Consider the following 25,163-nt stretch of genomic DNA (forward strand, 5'->3'; position numbering starts at 1 on the left):
ATGCCCTCACGGGTCCCGGGTGACCGGCGCGGCAGGGGGGACCTGAACCCTCTGCCGGTTGTCGATGGTCTGCCTGTCCACCACTCGTCCCGCCTCGATCCGCAGGTGCACCTCCTCTTCGTAGACGGTCTGGTACCCCATGTGGACGTATTTGATCGGCTTGCCCCGGGGGATGCGCAGGGTGCCTGTGAACCACTCGGCCTTCAGGGGAAACTTCCAGCCGGGGAACACGGCTTCGGGCCCGACGGGTGCGGCCTTGCCTTCGCTGTCTCTCATCCAGGCCTTGAGGTCGGTCAGATACAGGTAGCCATCCCGGATCTCCCAGGTGCCGATGTAGCCCCGCCAGCAGGCCGTGTGCGGTGCGGCGAACTCGGGACGAGGGGTGTCCTTCGTGAAATAGCTCTCCAGGGGGTTCGTGTGCAGGGAGCCCGGCTCGCCCTCGTAGAGGATCTTCTCGGGAATCTGCGCCGTTGGCCATGCCGGTGTGGCGGAGAGCAAAAGGAGCGAGGCGGTAAGGGCGATCATGAAAATCCGTCGCATGGGTGTCATGGGGGTTCTCCTCGGGTCTCAGCGCATCTCTTTCCAGAGCATGAAGGCCAGTCCGCCCGTCACGACGGCGCCGGGAACGCTCACCCAGAGCGGGACGACCCACCCGCCGACGGTCAGCTCGAGCCCTGTCATCAGCCTGACGACGTGCAGAAGGCTGATCAGTCAAAAGATTCCGATTGCGATTGCGGTGAACGGCTTCATTCTGTTCCCCTTGGCACGGTTGCCGGGTCGCGGCAGTCCTTTGCCGGTCGTGTTCCCTCACCCCAGGAAACGCCTCACGTGGGCCGCCTCCAGGATCAGCCACCGCAATCTCTCCGGGGCGTCGTCCTTCAGCGCCTCGATGGCCATGGAGGTGACGGCCTCGTGCTCGGGGTCCGCCGGGCCCTCATCGACCCAGTCAGGGATCAGCCCGGTCCCCGCGTCTTCGGGCAGAAGACCGAGAACCCGCCGGTTGAAATACCGCATGGCCGCTTTGATGTCGCGGTCGAAGTTCACGTAGACGCTTTTCAGGAAGGCGGCGTCGTCGCTGCCCAGGGCACTCAGCCCGATGATCTCCGGGGGCAGGCCGAGGGAGTAGCAGGCCGCGCAGAACCCGATGGCCCTCGGGAGCTTCGTCTTTCCCGTCTGCCTCGCGTAGCCGAAGAGGCCCACGTGGAGCTTGCGCGTCCTGCGCCGGGGGACGAGAGCCGCCACCCGGTTGATGAGCGGGGCCAGCGATTCGATCCGGCGGCGGTATTCCCGGGACAGCCGGTCGATGATCTCCAGGCACCGGCCCTCGTCGACGGCGGGCGGCCGGCTCACGGGGGCCTCGCGGAGCCTCTGCACGGCGCCCATCACGGCCGGGGCCGGGTGATCGTACTTGAAGGCGGACTGGACGGTGAACGTCCGGACACCGGCGTATTCGGCCAGAACGCCGTCCACGTTGTCGGGCGTCAGGTGGCCCCTGAAGGGCGGAGAGCCCGCGCCGAGAATCGGGTGAATCTCGACGCCGGTCTCGTCCGAGAGCGCCCGGAGCCGGTTCAGGGCGATCTTGTTGCAGAGCACCGCGCTGACCATGCCGTAGTTCATCGCCGGGTCGGACCGGGCGAGAAACACCCGCAGATGCCGGAGGTCCTTGCCCTTCAGGTATTCCCGGACGATGCCGTCGGCCCCGATCATGTGCTCGAGGTCCTCGAACAGGGGGATCACGTTGATCCGCTCCGGCTTGAAGGCGCCGATCCATTCGGCGATGGTGATGTCGCCGGGGAAAAAGGGGCGCTTCTGTTTCCCGATCACGAAATCCCTGTAGTAGTGATAGATCCGGTTCAGGCTGGCGGCGGAGGAGGTCATGGGCAGGATGACCTCGAAGATCGGGGCGACGTCCTCCCCGTAGAAGGCGCGCGCCGCGTCGAACTGCCGCGGGATGCTCTCCAGGGCCTCGATCAGCACCTTGGCCTCCTCGCGCTCGACGTCCGGGTTGGGGATGCGGAGAGTCAGGAACTGGTCACGCCCCAGGACGGTGTTCCGGAAGTAATGACCGTAGTCGGTCAGGAGTTTCCGGACGACGAAGTCGTCCACCTCCTTGCCTTCGCAGTCCCACATCTGCTCGTCGCAGCCGAGATGGGAGAAGCAGTAGTACGCCTCCTGCACCTCGTCGTCACCCGACATGTCCGGCGTCTTCGCGAAGAACGGCAGCAGGACATTGTCGGGATGCTGGGTGGACATCACCCTCGGTATCCGCATGCAGTGACCTCTTGGACGATTGTCCCCCATCCGCCCGTCCCGTCAGGGCTTGAAGGCGTCGACCAGCGCATCCATGCGTTCCCCGGCCCTGAGGAGACGGACATGCGCGAAACCCGCCGCCTCGAGCCATTGCCGGATTTCCTCGAAGGTGTACGTCGAGCCGCCCTCGGTGTTCACGAGCATGTTGACGGCGAAGATCGCCCCGTCGCGGGGCCGCGTGCGGTCCGGGTCCATGACGTGATCGCGGATGACGATCCGGCCCCCGGGGACGAGGGAACGGAACACCTTGCGGAGAAGCTCCACGTTCTCTGCGGGGCTGTTCTGGTGGATGATGGCCGACAGGAAGGCAAGGTCGTGCCCGCCGGGCAGCTCGTCCTCGCAGAAATCCCCCGCCGCGAGGCGGACGCGGTTGAGCAGCCCCGTTTCGGCCAGGCGCTCGCGGGCCATGGGGATGACCGCGGGCCTGTCGAAGAGCGTGGCCCTCATGTCCGGGGCCGCACGGAGAAAAGCGATGGTGTACGTCCCCGAGGCTCCGCCCACGTCGAGCAGGTTCCTCGCCGTGCCCGGCTGGACCGCCGCCACGATCGTTTCCGCCAGGGGCATGCCCACGACGTGCATGGCGCCGATGAACGCGGAAAGCTCGTCGGCATCCCTCGCCTTGGACGCAGGGGTTCCCGACGGATCCGTCCCCCTGACGATGGACGTGAGCCGGGACCAGCTCTCCCAGAGATTGGCCGCGTGGAGGATCATGGGGATCACGGACCGGGGGCCCGCAGCGGCGAGATACGGGGCGGCCGGGCGCGGCGTGCGGTAGGCGCCGTCCTGCTTCTCGAGCAGGCCCATGGCTGCCAAGGCATCGAGCAGGATCCCCAGCGCGCGGGGGTCGCAGCGGAGCTCCCTGGAAAGCTGCTCGGCCGTTGAGGACCTCCCGGCCAGCGGGGTGAAGAGGTTCAGCTCCGCGGCGGTCAGCAGGATCCGGCTCTCCATGAACTGCCGCGCCAGCTTCAGGACGGCTTCAGGGGTGTCGTAGCCCATGTCGGTCTCATTCGTTGTTACAGAATCTTGTAGCCGGCCCTCTTCCAGCCCTCCACGCCGTCGAGCAGGGCCTTGGCGTTGGGATATCCCATCTTGTTGTACTTGACCGCCTGACCGGCGGCCGTGTGCTCCTTCGTTCAGGCGCAGTAGAAGACGATCTCCCTGTCCTTGGGAAGCGTGGGGAGCATCTTCTGGAACTCGGCAAAGGAAAGGGCCATCTCGAGGCGGTTGGCCTTGAACTTCTCTTCCTCCTCGTAGCCGCAGACGAGCAGGGCCTGGCCTGCCTTCACCTTCTCGTAAGCCTCCTGGGGCGTGATGCGGACGGCGGGCATGACGGTTGCCTCCTTTTCCCGGCGTCTGTCCGGCCGGTTGCCGGCATACTTGAAATCCGGTGTCAGCGTCATCAATATCCTGCAAAAGCGTGGGGAAATGCAAGGGGCGAGTTGCGGCCCGGGCCGGGCGGAGGGGGATGGCGTTTCGTCCCGATCTCTGGTAATGATGGGCCCGTCACCCTTGCGCGCGCTCGCGCGGGTGCGGCGGCGGCCCCTGCCGGAGGCGGACGGCCGGAACGCCGAAAGGGAGAAAACGGGGCATTCGCGCATCTTCGTTCATGCATCTTCAATCATGCATCTTGGGAAGACGTCATGGCCAGCGTGTTCATCTGTGCAGTAGACGACGGGGCGGCCGCTTTCGCCGGGGACCCGGAACGCGGGTGCGCCCTCGAGACCGTGCTGCCCTTCATCCCGGAGGAGGGACGGAAAGAGGCGCTGAGGCGTCTTTACCCGGACGGGCAATGCCACCTCTGGGGGATTCGCAATGCGCAGGGCAACCTTTCGACCTGGACCCTCATGTCCCGGGATGACCTCGTGCTGGGGTATCGCGGCCGCGCCATCATCTCCGCCTCGACCGTTCTGATGACGGACCGCAACCCCGCGCTGGCGGAGTGCATCTGGGGCCCCCATACGGAGGGGCCCCATGAGCTCCTCTGCTTTGTGGGCAGGCCGCACGTGGGGGAGGTCCCGATCGTCGAGCAGATGCTCGGTTATCTGGACCGGGAGTTCAGCGGGTTCACGCGGCTCGACCCCGGCAAGTGCGGGAACATCCTGCGGGCCTTCGGCTCGCTCGACGTGTTCGTCCGGCTGGGGCTGCGGTACGATTTCCCCTTCAGCTTCCGCCACTCGGAATGACCGGCGGCCCCCGAAGAGACGCTGGGAAAAAAAGAAGGCAGGGTGCCGGGCACCCTGCCTTTTCGTTTCGATGCGACGATGGAGGCTCAGTCCGTGACCTTCGCGATCGGCTTCGGGTAGACCTCGAGGTCCATGTAGCCGTAGCGGTGGTCCTTCAGCTCCTGAGTCGTCGGGAAGCGGCGGTCCGGGCAGCTCTTCCACATCCAGTGGTTCAGCTTGATGCCCAGCTTGTCCACGGCCGCCTTCTCCAGGGCCTCCCGGTCGTCCGGGTGGGCGATGGAGATGATCTTCCTCGCCTTTTCGGCATCCGTGCAGCCCATGATGTTGACGATGCCGTACTCGGTGCAGACGTAGGTCACGAGCTGGTCGGGCACGGTCACGACGCTGCCCTGGTCCAGCATGGGGACGAAGCGCGAACGGCCCTTGGCGTCGCGGGACGTGGCCGCCAGGATGGCGCGTCCGCCCCGGGCCAGGGAGGCGCCGATGTGGAACTGGAACTGGCCGCCCGTGGAGGAGATGGGCCGTCCGCCGACGTTGCCCGCGCAGTCCTGACCGCGAATGTCCATCTGGGCGAAGTTGTTCACGGTCACCATGTTGTCGAGCGCCGCGAGCGTCACGATGTTGTTGGTGTAGCCGATGTCGTAGCCCGCGAAGAAGGGGTTGCGGTGCAACCACTCGTAGTAGCGCGGCGTGTCGACGGGCATGATGTAGGCCCAGCCGCAGCGGCCCTTGTCGATCGTCTTGCGGGAGTTGTCCACGACGCCCGCCTCGGCGAGGGTGAAGGCGTACTCGCCGATCATCTCGCTGTGGACGCCGATGTGCCTGAGGTCCGACTTGGCCAGCGCGATGACCACGGCCGTGGGCAGGGCGCCGATGCCGACCTGGATGCAGTCGCCGTCGCGCATGACGGAGAGGCAGTTATTCGCGATGGCCGTCTGGACGGCGTCGGGCTTGATGTCCTTCTCGGCGATGTAGGGCCACTGGTACTTCGGGTCGTCCACGTCCACCTCGACGAAGTAGTCCACCTCGTCGATGGGCAGGTACATGGACCGCCCCGCCTCGCACCAGGCATAGTCCGAGCGGATCTCGCAGACGAACTTCTTGCAGGACTTGGCGGTGATCATGAAGTTGTTGACGCCGTAGCTGGCGTTGACGTAACCCGCCTGGGGAACCGCGCAGGCCTGGATGCCCCAGTCCATGGCGCGTTTCGACTTCTCTTTCCGGTAGAACCGGGCGTACTCGGCGTCCATGCCGATGGCCCACCCCCAGTGCTTCCAGTCCACGGCCTTGTAGCCCTTGGTCATGAGGCCGCGGGTTGTGGGCAGGATGAAGGCCTCGTGGAGGACGTGGTACTTGCCCTCCATGTCGGCGGCGGCGCAGAAGCCGTTGCCGATCATGATGGCCTGGTTCCAGATCTCGATGTTATTCAGGTCACCGGGGCCGGGGCCGAGACGGGCAGCCAGGGCCTCCATCAGCACCGTCGTGTCCGAGCCGGGACCGCCGCGGTTGATCCAGTCGCCGGGCTTGACCATGTCGGCCCACTGCTTGGGGGTGATCATCTTGTTGCGGAGCTTCTGCTGCGTCGGAGTCGGCATCCAGATTTGTTCCTTGTTGGCGATCTTCTGCTGGGGCATATTTCGATGTTCCTCCTTTTAGAATAGTGATCTCATGAAGCCCTTCGTTCTCTGTCATCGATGAATACGGAGTCATGAATGAAAACGATAAGATGCCGGCAGGATCCCCCCCTTTCTTGATTGAATTTCTGCGAATTGTGTCTCCCACAATCGTGTTCGTGTGCCCGTCATCCCCGGCGCGGAACCCCTGACGTTCCGGCGCAGGAAACGTGTGACGCCTGATTGCGAGGTGCGAGGAAAGATACTATGCTTCAGTCGAACCCCGGGAAATCCCGGGTTTGACGTACGTCATGAAGGCGAGAAAAACAGAGGGCCTCTCCCCTCGAGCCGCCTGTCTGCAGGGCCGGGATGCCTGCGGATCAGGGCTTTATGAACCCCGGAAGCCCCTGATTCAGGGCAAGCAGCGTGTATTCCGGGACCGGCAGGGCTCCCGGCCGATCCGGACTCTCCGGGGAGCCTGCCGTCTCTCTGTCATCCGTATTGGGAAGGTCGAAAAAACCCTTCCACGATCCGCGCTTGCAGCTGTGCCGCCGTCTCGTGACGTGACCGCGGAACCGGGGGATCTCTTCGATTCCCTGTTCTGATAGCAAAAAAGAGATACGAAATCAAATCCTTTTTGCTCCGCTTCGCGGGATTTTCCGCACCTCGCCCCGCCGGCTTCCGGTCGGCGGGCCGATATGCACCCGAGACCCGCAAAGGGCAGAAAAAAAGGCCGCCGGTGCGCCCGCAAGCGCCCCGGCAGCCCGGTTGCGGCTTCAGATAGCCGGCCCGGAAAGCGGATCAGCGCAGGGCCCCCGCCTGCCCGGCGTTCTCCACGAGGTAAACCCGCGGTTCCCTGTCCTGCTTCTCCTTCGACGCCGTGCCGTTGACGCGGTAGGTCTGCCGCATTCCGAACTCGGCCTGCTTGCCCTTGTTCCACTGCCTGACGGGCCGCAGGTAGCCCACGACGCGCGAGTAAATCTCCGTCGGCGTGTTGCAGTCGGGGCAGGTCGAGACCTCGCCCCGGATATAGCCGTGGTCCGGGCAGACGCTGAAGGTGGGCGTCAGCGTGAAGTAGGGCATGTGGTAGGTCTCGCAGATCTTGCGCACGAGGACCTTGGCCGCCTCGGGCTCGGCGAGGCGCTCGCCGATGAAGGTGTGGAACACGGTGCCTCCCGTGTACTTGACCTGGATCTCGTCCTGCAGGTCGAGGGCCTCGAAGATGTCGTCGGTGTAGTTCACCGGCAGCTGCGTCGAGTTGGTGTAGAAGGGGGGCCCCCCGTTCTCGTTGGCCGAGATGATGTCGGGGTACTTCGCCTTGTCGATCCGCGCGAGGCTGAAGGAGGTCCCCTCGGCCGGCGTGGCCTCCAGGTTGAAGTTGTTGCCCGTCTCGGCCTGGTACTCGAGGAGCTTGGCGTTCATGAAGTCCAGCACGCGCTTGGCGAAGTCCATGCCCTCGCGCTCGGCGATCGTGCGGCCCATGAGGTTCAGGCACGCCTCGTTCATGCCCACGAGGCCGATCGTGGAGAAGTGGTTCTTCCAGTAGCTGCCCAGGCGCTCGCGGATGCCCCTGAGGTAGTGCTTCGTGTAGGGGTAGAGGTTGCGGTCCGTGAAGGTCTCCAGGACCTTGCGCTTGATCTCGAGGCTCTCCTTGGCGTGGTACATGAGCCGCTCGAGCCGCTCGAGAAACTCCTCCTCGGACTTCGAGAGGTAGCCCAGCCGGGGCATGTTGAGCGTCACCACACCGATGGAGCCCGTCAGGGGGTTGGAGCCGAAGAGGCCGCCGCCGCGCTTGACGAGCTCGCGGTTGTCGATGCGGAGCCGGCAGCACATGCTGCGGGCGTCCTCGGGGTTCATGTCGGAGTTGACGAAGTTGGAGAAGTAGGGCACGCCGTACTTGGCTGTCATCTCCCAGAGCCCGTTCATCAGGGGGTTGTCCCAGTCGAAGTCGCGGGTGATGCTGTAGGTGGGGATGGGGAATGTGAAGACCCTGCCCTTCGCATCCCCCTCCGCCATCACCTCTAAGAACGCCTTGTTGAAAAGGTTCAGCTCTTCCTGGAACTCGCCGTAGGTCTCCTTCCTCGGCACGCCGCCGATAATGACGTTGCGGTCGGCGTAGTGCCTCGGCACGTTGACGTCGAGGGTCACGTTGGTGAAGGGCGTCTGGAAGCCCACCCGCGTGGGGACGTTGATGTTGAAGATGAACTCCTGCAGGGCCTGCTTCACTTCCTGGTAGGTGAGCCTGTCGTAGCGGATGAAGGGCGCCAGCAGGGTGTCGAAGTTCGAGAAGGCCTGCGCGCCTGCCGCCTCGCCCTGCAGGGTGTAGAAGAAGTTCACCACCTGGCCCAGGGCGCTGCGCAGGTGCTTGGCCGGGCGGCTCTCCACCTTGCCCGTCACGCCGCGGAAGCCCTCGATGAGGAGATCGTAAAGGTCCCACCCGACGCAGTAGACCGAAAGGAGGCTCAGGTCGTGGATGTGGAAGTCCCCGTCGGTGTGTGCCTTCTTGATCTCGGGGGTATAGATCTCGTTGAGCCAGTAGACCTTGCTCACCTCCGAGGAGATGTAGTTGTTGAGCCCCTGGAGGGAGTAGTCCATGTTGGAATTTTCGTTGATCTTCCAGTCGTTCTTCTGGAGATACTGGTCCACCAGGTCCACTTCCATCTTGTTGACCACCTCACGCAGCCGCGCGTGCTGGTCACGGTAGATGATGTAGGCCTTGGCGGTCTTGCGGTACGGAGACTGGAGCAGGATCTCCTCGACGATGTCCTGGATCTCCTCGACGCTGGGAATGCGGTCTCCGAGGAGCTGCTCGGCCAGGGCGAGCACCTTGATGGTCAGGCGACGCGCCGTCCCCGTGTCGTACTCCCCGGTGGCGGCCCCGGCCTTGGCGATGGCGTTGGTGATCTTCTCCGAATCGAACTTGACAACACGTCCGTCCCGCTTCCGAATTTGCGTGAACATTCGGTTCCCCCTTTGCTTAGATTTTACAGAACGCGAGCTTGAGAATGAGATGGACAGGAGTAGATTTGCGTCCCCTCTACGCAAAGTGTCCGTGTCGCACAAGATGTAGTGGTGCAATTTTGATGCAAACACTACATCTAGTCAAGAGAAAATTGAAAAAATCTTCCCCCAGGTCAGGCTCCGTCCAACATGCCGTAATGATTCATGGTTCGCACCAGTCCGCCGGCCCTTGCCGCCGGGGGCCAAAAATTTTTCAGGGGCGCAAAAGGGCACGGTTTCCGGGCAAGTGCCTGTTTTTTGACGGGGTTTGAGAGGGAAGCCGTCCCGAAAACGGCCCTGGCAGGGCCTTTCAGGGCTTTTCGGCCCCGGGTGACGGGTTTTCTCAAAGCGTCAAAAAAACATACTATATATGGGGGGCCAAAATTGCACCCATCCCATATCTTGGGGTTCGGACCCCCGGGCAGGCGAGAAAGGTAGCGGAGCGCGCGCGGAAATGCAATACCAGATTTCTCCCAGGGGTCAGGGGGCAGGTTACGGGTCCCTGTCCCCTCTTTCATGGTTTCTCCGCCACGTAGAGGTGGCAGATGCCGAAGGTGAAGGGCTTCGAGACGGCCAGGCGGAACCCGTTTTTCAGAATCCGCTCCTCGAGGGCCCTCGGGGGCTCGAAGTCGAGAACGGAGTCCCGCAGGTAGAAGTAGGGCTCCCTCTTTCCGGCGACGGCGGCACCGATGAGCGGGAGCACCCTCTTGAAGTAGAAGAGGTAGCACTGGCGGATCACGGGGGTCTCGGGCAGGGAGAACTCCAGGATGGCGAAGCGGCCCCCGGGTTTCAGGACCCGGAGCGTCTCCCGGAGGAGTCGGTCCATGTCCTGGACGTTGCGGATGCCGAAGCTGATCATGGCATGGTGAAAGCTCCCGTCACGGAAAGGCGCCTGCGTGCCGTCGCCCTGCAGGAAGGAGCAGCGGTCCGGGAAGGGGGCCCTGCGGTTCTTCTCCCGCGCGATGCGGAGCATCTCCTCGGAGAGGTCGATGCCCGCGACGCGGCAGTCGGCCCGGCGGGCCGCCTCGAGGGCCATGTCGGCCGTGCCGGTGGCGAGGTCGAGCACGAACTGGCCCCCGCGGATGCCCAGGGCGCTCACGGTCCGGCGCCGCCAGACCTGGTCGATCAGGAGCGACAGCGCACGGTTGCCCCGGTCGTAGGTCGCCGCCATCCGGTTGAACAGGGGGCGGATGACGCCCGGTCGCTTGTCCATGCGGTTTTCGCCTGCCGATATCCCCATGGTGTCCCACCCTTCGGCGCGTTGATATACACGCCTTGCGCGGCGAGGTAAAGCTTTTTCAGGCCCTCCGCTTTTCGCCCCGCCGGGCAGCCTTTTCCGTTCGCGCCCTGTCCTTTCCTTACGATACCGGTTCCTTCGTTGCCCCTTGCACTCATTCGGGATTTTGTCCATAATGCCCCTGCCCGATTTGGAGCCGTTTTCGGCGTGACTCCTCATCTCGACCCCGGACGGGCGGCAGGGGGTCAGACTGCCTATTTTCGATATTCGAGAGGGACCCAATGAAGACGCTCGGAATCTGTATCGGGGCTTCCACGATCAGCGCGGCCGCCGTCGAGCGGGACGCAAGCGGCGCGGTCAGGCTCTGCGACGTGCGCGTCGATGCCCACCACGGCAACCCCCGCCGGTACCTCCTGGAGTTGATGCGCGAGGTCGATGCGGCGCGCTACGACCGGGTGTGCGTCACCGGGAGGCGTTTCCGGCAGTTCCTCAATCTCTCCTCCATCCCCGAGCCCGAGGCCGTCGAGCACGCCCTGGCCCATCTCAACGGGCGGGGCGAGAATCTCGAGGCCGTCGTGAGCGCCGGCGGCGAGACCTTCCTCGTCTACACCCTCGGAAAGGACGGGCGCATCTCCACGGTCCAAACGGGGAACAAGTGCGCATCGGGCACAGGCGAGTTCTTTCTCCAGCAGATCAAGCGCCTCGGTCTCGACATCGACGAGGCGACGGGGCTCGCCCGTTCGGAGAGCCCCTACAGGGTCTCGGGACGCTGCAGCGTCTTCTGCAAGAGCGACTGCACCCACGCGGCCAACAAGGGAGTGCCGCGGGGGAGGATCGTGGCCGGCCTGTGCCAGATGATGGCGGGAAAGATCCTCGAGATCCTCGGCCAGGTGCCCCGGCGGGACATCATGGTCATCGGGGGCACGGCCCGCAACGAGGTCCTCATGGACCACCTTCGCGGGGAGATCGCAAACCTCCGGGTCCCCGACGAGGCGCCCTACTTCGAGGCGCTGGGTGCGGCCCTCTGGGCCCTGGAGCACGAAACGGCCCCCTTCCCGGGCCCGGAGAAGCTCTTCCGCGAGGGGGAGAGCTCCTTTGCGGTCCTTCGGCCGCTGTCCGATTTTGCCGACCGCGTCGAGTTCCGGCCCTCGCGGCGGGGGGAGGCGAGGGCGGGGGACACGCTCATCCTCGGCCTCGACGTGGGCTCGACGACGACGAAGGCCGTCCTGCTGCGAAGCGAGGACGACACCATCGTCGCCTCGGTGTACCTCCGCACCGGCGGGGACCCCGTCGGCGCCTCTCGCGAGTGTTACCGGGCCCTGCGCGAGCAGCTCGGGCCGCTTGCCGCGGCCGTCCGGATCGAGGGCCTCGGCGTCACGGGATCGGGCCGCCAGATCGCCGGGCTGCACGCCATGACGGAGGGCATCGTCAACGAGATCGCCGCCCACGCCGCCGCCGCCGTCTGGTTCGACCCGGACGTGGACACGATCTTCGAGATCGGCGGCCAGGACGCCAAGTACACCTTCATCACCGGGGGCGTGCCGTCGGACTACGCCATGAACGAGGCCTGCAGCGCCGGGACGGGCTCCTTCCTCGAGGAGGCGGCCCGGGAGTCGCTCAACATCGCGACGGAGCAGATCGCCGAGATCGCCCTGGCCGGCAGGCGGCCGCCCGACTTCAACGACCAGTGCGCCGCCTTCATCAACAGCGACATCAAGCGGGCCTTCCACGAGGGGATCACCCGGGAGGACATCGTGGCGGGTCTCGTCTACTCGATCTGCATGAACTACCACAAGCGCGTCAAGGGCAGCCGCGCCGTCGGCAAGAAGGTCTTCATGCAGGGCGGGGTCTGCTACAACCGCGCCGTGCCCCTCGCGATGGCCGCCGTCACGGGCCGGCGGATCATCGTCCCGCCCGACCCGGGCCTCATGGGCGCCTTCGGCGTCGCCCTCGAGATCAAGCGTCGCCTCGCGCTGGGCCTGATGCGCAGGCAGGCCTATTCGCTCGACGCCCTTCGGGACCGGGAACTCGAGTACGGCGAGCCCTTCGTCTGCAACGGGGGCACCGAGCGGTGCGACCGGCGCTGCGAGATCGCCCGCATCCGCATCGAGGGACGGACCTATCCCTTCGGGGGCGCCTGCAACCGCTGGTACAACCTGCGTTTCGCCCGGAAGACGGACACGGCGGGCCTCGATCTCGCGCAAACCTGGGAGCGCCTCGTCTTCGAGGGCAGGGATACCGGCACGGACCGGCCTGCGGGCACCGTCGGCCTCAACAAGTCCTTCTTCGTCAACACCTACTACCCGCTCTACCGGCGGTTCTTCGAAGAGCTGGGATACCGGGTCGTCCTGCCCGGAGCGATCCGCCCGGAGGGCGTGGACCGCAGGGGTGCAGCCTTCTGCTGGCCCGTCGAGATCGCCCACGGGTACCTGCAGGACCTCCTGGAGCGCGGGGTCGACTGGCTCTTCCTGCCGCAGTTCAGGGGGGGCAACCCGCAGCGCTGGGGCCGCAACGGGCAGGGGCCGTCCAAGAGCACCACCTGCCCCCTCTCCCAGGGCGAGCCCTACTACCTGGCGACGGCGTTCAAGGATCATCCCGCCTGGCGCGCGTTGAAGGGGGCGGGCCGCATCCTGTCGCCCGTCATCGATTTTTCAAAAGGCCCCGACGCAGCCCGGGGTGACTTCGTCGACGTGGCCCGGGCACTCGGCCGGTCGGCAGAGGCGGGCCGGAGCGCCTTCGAGGCCGCCTTGGCCGAGCAGGCGGCCTTCGTACAGAGGATGCGGGAGGCCGGCCGCGAGGCCCTCGAGGCGCTGCAGGCCGACCCACGGGCCTTCGCCGTCGCCCTGTTCGGCCGATCCTACAACGCCTTCGTGACCGAGTCCCACATGGGCATCCCCCAGAAGCTGGCCACGCGAGGCATCCGCGTCATCCCCATCGACATGCTGCCCATCGACGACGAGCCGGTGCACGGCCAGATGTACTGGTCGGCGGGGCAGACCATCCTCAAGGCGGCGAGCTTCGTGGCGCGCCACCCCCAGCTCTTCGGCTGCTACGTGACGAACTTTTCCTGCGGCCCCGACTCGTTCTTGCTGGGGTACTTCCGGGACCTCATGGGCGAGAAACCCTCGCTCACGCTGGAGCTCGACAGCCATACGGCCGATGCGGGGCTGGAGACGCGCATCGAGGCGTTCCTCGGGATCGTCGAGGCCTGGCGCGAGATGAAGGGGAAGCGGAGCACGGGCGGGGGAGCCCTGCCGCGGGCCTTCACGCCCTCGCGCTTCGACTACCGCGACCAGCTCTTCATCGACTCGCAGGGCAAGCCCCACTCCTTCCTCGACCCAAGGGTGCACCTGCTGTTCCCCTCCATGGGCCGGCTCAACTCCGAGGCCATGAGCGCCGTCTTCCGGGGGCTGGGGATCCGCAGCTCCTGCCTGCCGCCCGCCGACCGCAGGGACCTCGAGACAGGCAAGGGCAACAGCCTCTGCAAGGAGTGCCTGCCGCTTCAGCTCGTGACGGGGGGCCTGCTGAATTACCTCGAGGGGCGCGAGCGGCGCGACGAGCTGCTGCTCTACGTGATGCCCACCACGTCGGGGCCCTGCCGCTTCGGGCAGTACGCCCCCTTCATCGAACGCGTTCTGGAGAAGCGCCGCATCGACGACGTGGCCCTCTTCTCGCTGTCCGGCGAGAACAGCTACTCCGACTTCCACGGCAGCTCCTTCACCAAGAAGGCCTGGTCGGCGATCGTGCTGGCCGACGTCATGCACGACGTCTACTCCATGCTGCTCGCCTGTGCGGCCCGGAGGCCCCGGGCGATGGAGATCTTCTGGGAGGGATGGTCGCGCCTGCTCGGGGTCCTGGAGCGGGGCTGCGACCCCCGGGCGCTGCGTGAGACGGTCTCGTCGATTGCGCAGGACCTGGCGCGGATCGAGCTGCGGCGCCGGCCGGCCGAGACGCCGCTGATCCTCCTGACCGGTGAGATCTTCGTGCGCCATGACGACCTGTCGCGCCAGTGGATCGTCGAGAGGCTGGCTGATGAGGGGTTCGCCGTGAAGGTCTCGAGCGGGATGGAGTGGATCTACTACACCGACTGGTGCTACGCGAACCGGATGACGGCCGGGGACATCTCCGTCCGGCAGTGGCTGCAGCTCATGCTCCGGCAGGCGGTGATGAGGCGCCAGGAGCGTTTTCTCAAGGGCCTCCTGCGGCCGTCGGGCCTCTTCCACTACCGCCGCGAGGACGTGGACCGTCTCATCGACGGGGTCCGCCATCTCATGAACCCTCGCCTCGTGGGGGAGGCGATCCTCACGGTCGGGGCAGCTCTCACGGAGGTGCCCGATGACTATTGCGGCGCGATCGCCATCGGCCCCTTCGGCTGCATGCCGAACCGGATCGCCGAGGCGATCCTGTCGCGGGAGATGACCCGGGAGGGAAAGAGCGCCCTGAAGGCCGTGAATCCCCGGGTGCGGCGGGTCCTCGAGCGGTTCGATCACCTGCCCTTCCTCGCCATCGAGAGCGACGGCAGCCCCTTCCCCCAGATCGTCACGGCCAGGCTCGAGACGTTCCTCCTCCAGGCCCGCCGGGTCCACGAGGCGATGCGGGCCTCCCCCCCTGTCCGGTCGGGTGCGTCTGTCGCCGCGGCCGTGCCGGACGAAATCTGCTGCGCCGCCCGCGTCGGGCTGCCCCGCGAGACCCGGGACCGTTCGGATTGACAGAGAGGGGAACACCGGTTCCCGGTCCGGGCATGGGTTTACCGTGACGGGCAAGGATGCCAAAGGGGTGCCCGCGTGCGGCCGCGAGCTTGAAAGGGATGTCGTTCAGCGAGGCACGACGGGGGTCGCCCTCGGGGCTGTCTTCTGTGCCGGTATTTCCGCCGACTGGCTCTTGGGGATCGGGCCGCTGACCAGGGGTACGAAGGCGGTGCCGGGCCTGGCCTGGTAGACGGGCAGGTTCACCGAGTTGGGCTGCACGTACATCGGGTCCTCCTTGGCCTTCATGTCGAACCAGCACCGGTACTGCGTGGCGTCGCCGGCGATGCGGTTGGGCTCGGCATTGAACGCCACCACGACGTTCTGGGAAACGCTTCCCGTCGGACCGACGGTAACGATCGTGTTCCCGCCTCCAATCAGAGCGCCCGAGGGATTCAAGGCCTGGCAGAACACCCGTACCGCGTCGATCTTCGAGTGCAGGTTGCTGAACCTCAGGGGCACGGTGAAGACGAAATCCTCGGCCTGGGCGGTGCCGGTGGCACCTGGGACGGACAGGGCGAGCAGCACAACGATGACCCACGCGCACGGTTTCATACTTCCCTCCTTTGAGATTTCCTGCTTACAGCCCGAACCCCGTCATCCGGAGCTCCCCCGTGGTGATGCGGACCGACGTTACCCCCGCGCCCATGCCGGTCATCTGGAGCGCGCCGGTCGTCAGCTGAACGCCGGTCTGCCCCGCGCCCATTCCGGTCATCTGGAGTGCGCCGGTCGTCAACCTCACCCCCGCCGGCCCCGCACCCTGTCCTGTCATCTGAAGCGGGACCGTGGTCACATGAATCTGCGCCGCCCCCGATCCATGGCCGGACATCTGGAGTGCGCCGGTCGTCAACCGCACCGCCTGCCCGCCCATCCCGGTCATCTGTAGCGTGCCCGTCGTGACCGTCCGCGTCTTGGGCGGGGCGGCCGAGACGGACGACCATTCGAACAGCGGCTGGCCCCAGACGGCGCCCGCCGTCAGGATGAGGGTCAGGAGGATTCGTCTTCGGCAGCGCGAGGCCCGGGCCCCGCGTGATTCACGGGGTATGAACCGGGTAGGCGCACCTTGCAGACCGTTGTCCGTCATCATGGCTTGGACTTTTCTGCGGACTCCTGCGTTTCTTCTCGACGTCTGTTTCTGCCTGCGGAGACCGATGAAATTGTATCCGTTTGGCGTTTGAAGAATGGTGCTCTTTCGAGTCGGAGTGTACGACGGGGCGATGCGGTCTGTCAAAATGAATCTGGCCGGTCGATTGACCCTTCGCGGCCCGCACGCGGGAAAGCGACACGGACCGGGGAGAAACGAGAAAAAAGGGGGAACCTCCCCCCCTCCTTCCAAAAAAAGGGAGATTCCCCCAGGGGATGGCCCGGGCGAACCCGGGGCGAGAACGGCACTCTGCGGTCGGGCCTGCCGGACGCCCGGTGTCTCTACCGCTCGCTTTTCCCCTTCCGAGCCGGGAAGAGCAGCGTGTAGACAAGGGCCAGGCCGGTCAGAATAAACAGCAGAAAAATCCCCTCCACGAATCCTCCTCCTCGACCCCCTCCGGTCGGCCGCAACTCTCTCCGGGTCACAAGCCCGGCCCCTGTCTGGCGGGGATGGTACAGAACCGCGGGGGCAAAGACAATACGGCGGTCGGGTGATTTTTCTCTCGGAACCGATTAGTAGCGGAACTACGAAGAAAGTACTAGCCCGATGCGAACGTTGCGCCTGTGGATAAGGCGGGGCGGGTCATTTCACGACAAAAGAGACGGCGTCGGCGACGCGGTTCTCCCTGTCGACGAGGGTCAGCACGTGCCGGCCGCGCTGGGGCTGCCAGTCGAGCACGGCCGTGGAGCCGAGAGGGCGGTCGTCGAGGCGCCACTCGTGGGTCCCGCCCGAGAAGCGCCCGACGAAGGAGACCCGCTGGAGCTCCGCGGGGATGTCCGGGTCGAGGGTGATGATCGTTGCAGGCTGGGGGTAGAGGATCCGGGCGACGGCATGGCGCTTGTCCGCGGCGATCTCCCCCGGCGGCTCCGTCCCCTCGATGAACCACTCGGTCCGCGGGGGCTCGAGGTTGTCCCGGAAGCTCACCGGGCGCGAGACGATGCCCGCAACGGCCCCGGGCGCCCTCGAGGGCGTGCGCCTATGGAGATGGTTCATGATGTCGAGCCACACCGGGGCGGCGCCGCTCATGCCCGAGACGTTCCACATGGGTTCGCCCGGGAAGTTCCCCACCCAGACCCCGACGGTGTACCGCTCGGAGTAGCCCACGCACCAGTTGTCGCGCATGTCCTTGCTCGTGCCCGTCTTCACGGCCGTCCAGTATCGGGTGGCCAGCGGGTTCTCGAGCCCGAAGGTCGCGCTCCGGGCCTCGCGGTCCGAGAGGATGCCCGAGACGATCAGGGCGGCCCGCCTGTCCATGACGGCAACGGTTTTCTCCGCCTCTGCGCCCGCGTCGATCTTCAGTCTTCCCCAGCGGCCCCCGTTGGCGAGCGTCCGGTAGGCGGTCACCAGCTCGTAGAGGGTCACATCGGCCGAGCCCAGCGCGAGCGAGTAACCGTAATAATCCGCCTCGCGGTCGAGGCTCTCCATCCCGAGGGCCCGGAGCCGCTCCACGAAGGCCTCCGGCGTGACGAGCATGAGCGTCCGCACGGCGGGGATGTTGAGCGAGGCCGAGAGGGCCGTCCGCAGGCTGACGGGGCCGAGGAACTCCCGGTCGTAGTTCTCCGGCACGTAGAGCCCCCCCTCTGCGGGGATCTGGAGGGGCGAATCCTCCAGGATCGAGGCCGCCGTCAGGAACCGCTTCTCGATCGCCAGGCCGTAGAGGAAGGGCTTGAGCGTGGAGCCGGCCTGCCGCGGCGCCCGGATGCCGTCGACGTGGGGCGCGCTCGAGGTGATGCCCTGGTTGGCCGCGTAGGCGAGGATCTCGCCCGTGGCGTTGTCGACGACAAGGGCGGCGCCGTCCCGCACGTTTCGCCCCGCAAGCTGCGCGAGCTGGCGGTTGAGGGCCTCGAGGACGAACGCCTGGAGATCCCCGTCGAGCGTGCACTGCGCCCGCCGCACCCCCCCGCCCGAAAGCAGCATCCGCGCCACGTGCGGCGCAAGCGCCACCTGGGGCCGGATCCGGTAGGGCCGGCCGAGGACCTCGGCGGCCAGGGCCGCAATCTCCTCCGCGCCCGATGCGGAGCCTGTGCGCTCCGCCAGCCGGACCGCCCGGCGCGCCACGGCCTCGGCCGTCGTCCGGGACGAGGGGATGAGCGAGGCCAGCAGCAGCGACTCCGCCTCGCCGAGGCCCGAGGGGTCCTTGTCGAAGAGGCCCCGCGAGGCGGCGGCGATCCCCTGCAGCTCGCCCCGGAACGTGATGAGATTCAGGTAGGCCTCGAGGATCTCGTCCTTGGACCAGGAGCGCTCGAGCGCGAGGGCCGCCGAAACCTGGCGCAGCTTCTCGCGCCAGGTCCGCTTGGGGCCGCGGGGCGTCGAGGCCGCATCGAGGCGCGCGGCAAGCTGCATGCTGATCGTGCTTGCGCCCCGGGAGCCGCCGGAGGTGACGTGACGCAGCGTCGAGGCGGCAAGGGCGACCCAGTCCACCCCGCCGTGGTCGCGGAACCGCCTGTCCTCGGCGGCGACGACGGCCCGGGTGAGCGCGGGCGAGATGTCGGCCAGGGCCACCCAATCGAGCCTTCTGCCCGTCGGGTCCACGCGCAGCTCGTGGATCACGCTGCCGTGCCGGTCGATCAGCACGGCATCGGAGAGGCGGTGGGAGGCACGGACCTCGTCGAATGAGGGGAGCTTGGGCCCGTTGAGGAAGAGCCCCGCCGCAAGCGTGCAGACGAAGGCTGCGCAGCCGACGAAGGCGGCGGCAAGGGCGAACTTCCAGCCACGCGGTGCGACACGGGTCATTCGTCTACTCCGTCCGATCCCTCTTTCCTCGAGGGGAATTCGATGACGTCCCCCTGGATAAGGGGAAAGCGCTCGAACCCCCTCCTTTGAAGGAGGGTTGGGGAGGATTTTACAAGACCTGTTTTTCCCCCATCGATAACCCCTGGTGAGTTCGGGGTCGTTTGCTCGCGAGGCTCGGCTCGCGATGACCTTTTTTCGATACCTTGTGCCCGAGACCGCAGATCCGGGTGGAACCGCGTCGCCTCACGGGTTCACCGACAGCACAGGGTTCGGAATCTCGCCGAACATCTCTGGCGCGTAGAGCGCCTCGGCCCGCGTGGGCGGCATCTGGAAGGTGCCCTCGTTGTTGAGGCGCAGCGTGTAGCCCGTCCGCCAGGTCCCCTTCGGGACAAAGCGGTAGTAGAACCGGCAGGCCTCGAAGGCGCGCTCGACGTAGGCCTCCTGTGCGCGGCCCGCGCTTTTCTCCTGGCCGGGCTCGAGGCCGACGGCGATGACGGCCGAGCCCGCCGGGATGGGGTCGCTCAAAACGACCCAGGTCATGTCCGACTGGGCCTCCACCTCGAGCGTGACCCGCACCACGTCGCCGCGGCTCCAGAAGCTCTTCACCTTCTTTTCCACGGGCGTGACCGTTTTCTTGATCCGGTAGCCGCTCGAGAAGGGCTTCCGGAGAGGCACGGCCGCCAGGGCCTGCACCGTCGCCCAGGGGGCGCCGTCCCCCTCGTGGCTCAGGGAGAGGGTTCCCTTCCCGTCGGGCCAGTCGAACCGGACCGTCCCCCCCTTCGGCGACTCCCAGGCGCCCCAGCTCACCGACGAGGATTTCGGCCCCAGCGCGGCCGTCGTTTTACCCGACACGTCGGACTTTTCGAAGGCCGCCGAGAACTTCTCGAAGGCGAGCGTCCCCCAGGCATTCGCCGTTGTCGTGTCCCAGTGCCCCTGCCGCATGCGGCCCAGGGCCCCCCTGGCGATGCGCGGGGCGTCGTCCTTCCAGGCCTCGAGGTCGGTCACGGCCAGCAGCGCGCGCACGGCGTTGACGTCGGGCGAGACCATCAGCCACCACAGGCCGTCGGACCGCTCGGTGGAGAAGCCCATCACCGTGCCCTGCAGGTTGAGCCGGGAGCGCAGGACCTGCTGTGCCGCGGCGAGCTTCTTGGCCCGATCGGGGATGTTGGCCGTGCGCTTGAGCAAGCCGATCCAGTCGATCACGGCCGAGGTGGGCCAGAGATTGGTCTCGATGGCCACGGGGGCGAGCAGGGCGGCTTTGGCCTTCCCGTAGCGCGACAGGGCCTCGAGGGCGGCTACCTTGCGGATGGCGAGGTCCGCCGTGGCGAGGTCGCTCGTGCGCCGGATGCGCCCCTCCACGAAGCCCGTGAGCCCCTCGGTCATCCGGTCCCGAAGCACGGGGGGGATCTCGTAGCCCGCCTCTTGGGCAACGGCCATCACGTAGGCCGTCAGCACGTCGCTCCCGGCCCGCATCAGCGGGAAATACTTCAGCAGCCCCTCGTCGTCGAGGTAGGCCGGAAGCTCGCGCATCCGCTCCTGCCAGAGGGCTTTGTCCCGCAGGGCCACGGCCTTCGAGATCTTCTGCTCGAGGCAGCCGTAGGGGTAGAGCGACATGTACTCGCGCACGCCCGCGAGGCCGTCCGCGATCTTCGGCTGGAGCCGCACCGCGATGCCGCCCCTGCCGGCGAGGGCGCTGGCCGGCCGCTCCACGGGGATGTCGGCCTTGCCGCGCACCTGCACGAGTGTAGCCTGCCGGGTGCGCACGGGGACGGCGGGGACGATTCGCTGAGAGACCCGGATGCGGTCCTCGGTCTTGCCGTCGCGCTCGACGGCGGAGATCTCGTAGTCGAGCCTGTCGACGCCGGCGGGCACCCGGATGTCCCAGCCGATCTCCTTCGCCTCGCCCGGCGAGAGGCCCACGCGAAGCGTTTCGTAGTCGGTTTTCTCCCGGCCGGCCGTGACGGCGAGCCGCGCCTCGGCGTTCATGGGCCTCTCGGTCGCGTTGCGGACCGTGACGCCGGCCTTCAGGAAGTCGCCCTCGCGGGCCAGCGGCGGGATGCCCGCCAGCAGCTGCAGGTCCTGCGTCGTGCGGATGTCGGCCTGCCCCGTGCCGAAGAGGTCCGGCCCTCCCGTCGCGACGGCGACGATCCGGTACTCCGTGAGGCTGTCCTTCAGGGGGATCCTCAGGCGCGCCTCGCCCTTCTCGTCGAGCGGCACGGAGGCCTTCCAGGCGAGCAGCGTGTCGAAGAGCTCGCGGGTGATCTGCTTGCCGCCGCCTCCCCCCTGGGGCAGGGCCTTGAGGCCGAAGTGCCGCTTGCCGATCACCATCATCTGCGCCGTCGAGGTGAAGATCTCGTAGGGACGCTGGCCCATCATTGCCTCCAGGAGCTTCCAGGTGCCGTTGGGCCGCAGGGCGAGTAGGCCCCGGTCCACGGCGGCCACGGCCAGCTCCGTCCCCTCCGGCAGCTTCCCCCCGGAGGCCGCGCGGACCCGGAAGAGCACGTCCGCCTCCTGGCGCACCCGGTAGACCGGCTTGTCGGGCTTGACCTCCACGGCCAGCTCGTGTTCCTTCCAGCCCACGCGGATCTCGGCGATGCCGAGCTTCCAGGCGGGCTTGCCGGGGTCGAAGGTCGCCGTCGGCGCGGCCTCGGCCGTGCGCCCCCGGACGGCGAGGACCGAGACGAAGGCGTTGGGCGCGTGGTTTCTCTTCACGGGGATCTCCACGACGGGGTTCGTGCCCGAGAGCCTCTGCACGTAAGCGTCCACGATCCCCTCGCGCTCCACGGTGACCAGGGCCGTCGCCTCGCGGAAGGGCATCCGGACCTGCAGGCGGGCCTTCTCGCCGGGCTCGTAGCGCTTCTTTTCGGGGATCACGTCGATGCGGTCGTCGTTGCGCGCCTCGAACCACCAGTCCTCCTGTCCCGCCGCCCAGAGGCTGAAGGTCGCAACGGCGGGGTTGCCGTCGGCGTCCTTCGCCTCGGCCTGCAGGATGACATTGCCCGAGACGGGCGAGGGCGCCTCGCAGAGCAGCAGCCCCGAGGCGTCCGTCCTGCCCTTGCAGTGCGGCCCGGCCTCGCAGAGCGCTTTCCCGGCGTCGCCGGATTCGGCCTTGCAGGGCACGGCGATGCGCCGGACCTCGGAGACGTTCTCGTAGGCGTAGAACCCGCCGGCGATCCGCCTCCGGTGCGAGTAGGTCTTGCGCTGGTAGAGATCCACGGCCACCTCCGCGTCGGGCACGGGGTTGCCCGCCAGGTCGAGCACGACCACGCGGTAGCGGAGCAGATCGGCCGAGGCCGCCCAGGATTCAGGCTTCAGGCCCACGGCGAGCCCCGAGGGGGCAAGCGGGATGTCCGCGGCCGCCGTCTGGACCTCGCCGTTGGGGTCGCGGTACTCGAGCTCGGCGTGGAGGGACTTCGGCGCGTCGATCCTCGGCAGCTTGACGAACTTCGCCCGGGCGGAGCCGGTCTCGTCGAGCCTCAGCTCCTGCGTGGGCAGGCGCCGCGGCCGGTCGCGGGCGGGGGCGTCCTCGTCGTCGGGACCCAGCCCGTCGTCGGCCGACAGCGTCCGGGTGCCCTCCTTCAGGCGCTCCCCCGAAAAGGTGTATTCGTCGTATCCCGGGAAGACCAGCGCCCTCGGCCGGATCTCGCCTCGGAGCTTCACCGGGAGCCTCCCCGCGCCGCCTCCGGAGAAGAAGGACACGGAGAGATCGAGGCCGACCTCCCTCGGCTGCACGATGGGCGCGGCGGGGCCCTGCACGACGGCCTTCATCAGGGGGACGCGGAACTCCTCCACGTGGAAGGAGCCCGTGACGAGCTTCGGCGCATTCCTGTCCCCCTTTCGGGCGAGGCTCACCTCGTAGGATCCCAGGCGCGCCCCCTCGGGGATCTTCCAGTCCGTCGCGGCGCTGCCGTTGCGTTCCCAGGACAGGGGCAGGCGGTACTCCTGCCCGCTTCCGCCGTGGCGGATCTCCACCTCGTCGAAGCGGAAACGGTCCTCGGGCAGGGTGAGCCCCGCCGTCGTGGGCACCCGCAGGATGTGCTTCATGTGGACCGTCTCGCCGGCCCGCAGCAGGGTGCGGTCCAGGATCGTGTGGCCGATCACGTCGTCGGGACCGCGCCAGTCGCCCGTGGGCAGCTGGAACCGCCAGGGCTCGATCCCGTCCTCCCAGCTCGAGTGGGTGAACGTGGCGTCCCTGTCCGTGCGGGCGAAGACGAAGAGACCCGTCGTCATGCCGCCCAGCATGCCCGTGTGCTCGCTGTAGTTGACGGGCCAGTTGCAGCGGGCCTGCTTTTCACGGGAGGGGAGGGTGCCCCGGATGAGGGCCAGGCCCCGCTCGTCCGTCTTTCCCTGCCAGAGACGCTTCCCGCTGCAGTCGCGCACGGAGAGGGCGGCGCCCGCCACGGGGGCGCCCGTGTCGAGGGCCGTGACCCAGATGAGCGATGACTCGCGGCCCCACTTGAAGTGGGCCGCCAGGTTCGTCACGAGGGCCGCCGCCGGGACGTACAGGGGGGCGGGCCTGGCAAGCAGGTGCCGGCCCAGGATGCGGCTCTCGATCTCCACGACGTGGAAGCCGGGTTTTTCGAGCGGGATGCCGACCACCTCGAAGGCCTTCCCGCCGCCCGGGACGGGCAGATTGAATTCCTTGCCCGCCGTCCGGCCCTCGAACAGGGACTTCTCGCGGGTGACCGAGGCGACGCTGCGCAGCCAGTGGATGACGCGCTGCTCCTCGGTGAGGCTCACCGTCCGGACCCTGGCCCTGACCTGCTGGGTGAGGGCCGGCTGGCCGTCGAGGGCCGTCTCCGCGCGACGCCCCGCACGGGCTGCGGGGTCGGGCGTTTCGGGCTCGATCTCCTCGGCGTCGCCCTCCACGGTGAGAAGCCGGTTTTTCAGCTCCGCCTCGATGTTGCGGACCGTCACGGGCAGCAAGGGGGTTGCCGCCTCGAGGATGCCGAAGCGCGCGGCGAACTTCGCCAGCGGCGGGTACCCCTCCGTCTTCACCGTGAGCGGGAAACGGCCGGCGTTGGCCAGGGGGCGCCCCGCGTCGTCCTTCATGCCCGTCGGCATCTCGACGGAGAACGCCGTCTTTTCCGGGAAGGGCCCGGGAAAGATGATGAACTGCGTGTGCGTGCGGCTCTGGTCGTCCCCCGACTTCGGTTTCCAGCTCTTCCCGCCGGTGTCCCTGAGAACGATCTCCTTGGCGAGGCTCCAGGGCGCCGGTGCCGAGAACGTCATGCGCATGGGCAGCACGGGGATGCAGCCGCCGCCCTTCTTCTCGCGGGGGCAGGAGAACTCGGCCCGGAAAGGGGGCCGGGCCTGGAACTCGAGGACCTGGTCCTCCTCCGTCTCCACCCCGCTGAGGGCGGCGATGCCCTTGCCCCACACGAGCCGGACCTTCGCCGATGGGGGAAAGGCCTGTCTTGCGCGGAGGGCCACCAGCGTGCCCTCGTCCTTCGGCACCCGCAGGGCCTTGAGGAGCTGCTCTCGCTCCCTGCCCGTGACGAGCGTGACGCCCACCCGCTCGCTCACCCCGGCAACCGAGAACCAGGCGTTTTTCACGATCGTCTCCGGCACGGGCTGCGCGTCCAGGGTGAGCACGAAAACCTGCCTCTCGTCGATGGCCGTGTCCCCCTCGTAGGGGCGCGACTGGATGACGGAGGGCCCGCCCGTGGAGAAGGAGAAGGCCGCCGTTTCCGGGACGGGCGTTCCGGCCAGCGTCTTCAAGCCGGGCTTCAGGGTGAATCGGCAGGCGATGCCGCCGGGGAGGTTCCTCTCGAAGTCGTAGGACCAGGTCCGGGCGTCGATCCAGCGCCCGCTGCCCTTCTCGGCGCACCGGACGTCGAAGGGGTCTGCCAGCTGCGGGTCGCCGAAGGAAACCATGGGCTCCGAGAAGCGCGCAGTCACCTGGCGGATTTCCTTGACCGTGCCCTGGGGCGCGAACATCTCGATGCGCGCCCCCTCGGCCGCGCCGAGGGCGGCCGGGGCCGAAAGCGTTGCGAGGAGAATCCAGGTCAACAGGGAAAAGGACGCGAGACCGCGCAGCGGGACGCTTGGGCGCATGGCCGACCTCTCGGGGTGGGATTGCTGGGGGATTGTTTAGCAGAAATGACGGAATGAGGGCAAAGGCTTTCTTCGGCCGCAGCGCTGCCGTGACAGGGGTCGGGAGGGCAGGGGCGAGCGCTGCAGGCGCAGAACCACAAT

The 25,163-nt window shown here is 67.2% G+C and carries 13 protein-coding genes; 2 read left to right on the plus strand and 11 right to left on the minus strand.

Going from position 1 to position 25,163, the window contains the following annotated elements; genetic code table 11:
• Positions 1-6 precede the first annotated feature (6 nt).
• The 4 genes from HPY67_09505 to HPY67_09520 form a co-directional block, all read right to left on the minus strand.
• Entirely contained in the window at positions 7-549 is a 543-nt protein-coding gene (locus HPY67_09505; GenBank protein NPV04954.1) for a hypothetical protein, read from the minus strand.
• A gap of 258 nt (positions 550-807) precedes the next feature.
• Positions 808-2,271 carry a phosphoenolpyruvate carboxylase gene (locus HPY67_09510; protein NPV04955.1) on the minus strand — a complete coding sequence of 488 codons (1,464 nt, stop codon included), beginning with the start codon at positions 2,269-2,271 and terminating at the stop codon, positions 808-810.
• 42 nt (positions 2,272-2,313) lie between these two features.
• Positions 2,314-3,306: a methyltransferase domain-containing protein gene (locus HPY67_09515; protein NPV04956.1), complete on the minus strand. Its 993-nt coding sequence runs from the start codon at positions 3,304-3,306 to the stop codon at positions 2,314-2,316.
• 137 nt (positions 3,307-3,443) lie between these two features.
• Positions 3,444-3,638 carry an ArsR family transcriptional regulator gene (locus tag HPY67_09520; GenBank protein ID NPV04957.1) on the minus strand — a complete coding sequence of 65 codons (195 nt, stop codon included), beginning with the start codon at positions 3,636-3,638 and terminating at the stop codon, positions 3,444-3,446.
• A gap of 312 nt (positions 3,639-3,950) precedes the next feature.
• Here HPY67_09520 and HPY67_09525 point away from each other — a divergent pair, with 312 nt between their 5' ends.
• Positions 3,951-4,493 carry a hypothetical protein gene (locus tag HPY67_09525; GenBank protein ID NPV04958.1) on the plus strand — a complete coding sequence of 181 codons (543 nt, stop codon included), beginning with the start codon at positions 3,951-3,953 and terminating at the stop codon, positions 4,491-4,493.
• An 86-nt stretch (positions 4,494-4,579) separates the two neighbouring features.
• Here HPY67_09525 and HPY67_09530 read toward each other — a convergent pair whose 3' ends face one another.
• The 3 genes from HPY67_09530 to HPY67_09540 all read right to left on the minus strand — a co-directional run bounded on the left by HPY67_09530 (position 4,580) and on the right by HPY67_09540 (position 10,319).
• Positions 4,580-6,127 (minus strand): hypothetical protein, encoded by a 1,548-nt coding sequence (locus HPY67_09530; GenBank protein NPV04959.1) that lies wholly within the window; start codon positions 6,125-6,127, stop codon positions 4,580-4,582.
• A 780-nt stretch (positions 6,128-6,907) separates the two neighbouring features.
• A complete protein-coding gene (locus tag HPY67_09535) occupies positions 6,908-9,067 on the minus strand; it encodes a ribonucleoside triphosphate reductase (protein ID NPV04960.1) in 2,160 nt (719 codons plus the stop codon).
• Positions 9,068-9,620: 553 nt separating this feature from the next.
• A complete protein-coding gene (locus HPY67_09540; protein NPV04961.1) occupies positions 9,621-10,319 on the minus strand; it encodes a ubiquinone/menaquinone biosynthesis methyltransferase in 699 nt (232 codons plus the stop codon).
• Between the two features lie 305 nt (positions 10,320-10,624).
• Here HPY67_09540 and HPY67_09545 point away from each other — a divergent pair, with 305 nt between their 5' ends.
• Positions 10,625-15,052, plus strand: coding sequence for an activase (locus HPY67_09545; GenBank protein NPV04962.1), 4,428 nt, complete (start codon positions 10,625-10,627; stop codon positions 15,050-15,052).
• Between the two features lie 105 nt (positions 15,053-15,157).
• On the opposite strand, the gene HPY67_09550 is transcribed toward HPY67_09545, so the two are convergent.
• The 4 genes from HPY67_09550 to HPY67_09565 form a co-directional block, all read right to left on the minus strand.
• Complete coding sequence (locus tag HPY67_09550) at positions 15,158-15,643, minus strand: hypothetical protein (GenBank protein NPV04963.1); 486 nt, start codon at positions 15,641-15,643, stop codon at positions 15,158-15,160.
• Positions 15,644-15,668: 25 nt separating this feature from the next.
• Positions 15,669-15,824, minus strand: coding sequence for a hypothetical protein (locus HPY67_09555; protein ID NPV04964.1), 156 nt, complete (start codon positions 15,822-15,824; stop codon positions 15,669-15,671).
• A gap of 990 nt (positions 15,825-16,814) precedes the next feature.
• Positions 16,815-18,965, minus strand: a complete 2,151-nt coding sequence (pbpC, locus tag HPY67_09560) for a penicillin-binding protein 1C (GenBank protein NPV04965.1) — start codon at positions 18,963-18,965, stop codon at positions 16,815-16,817.
• A 243-nt stretch (positions 18,966-19,208) separates the two neighbouring features.
• The gene (locus tag HPY67_09565; protein NPV04966.1) at positions 19,209-25,022 is read right to left on the minus strand and encodes an alpha-2-macroglobulin; all 5,814 of its coding nucleotides are present in this window, start codon (positions 25,020-25,022) and stop codon (positions 19,209-19,211) included.
• Between the last annotated feature and the right edge of the window lie 141 nt (positions 25,023-25,163).

This window comes from Syntrophaceae bacterium (assembly GCA_013177795.1).
Taxonomy (GTDB): domain Bacteria; phylum Desulfobacterota; class Syntrophia; order Syntrophales; family UBA2192; genus UBA2192.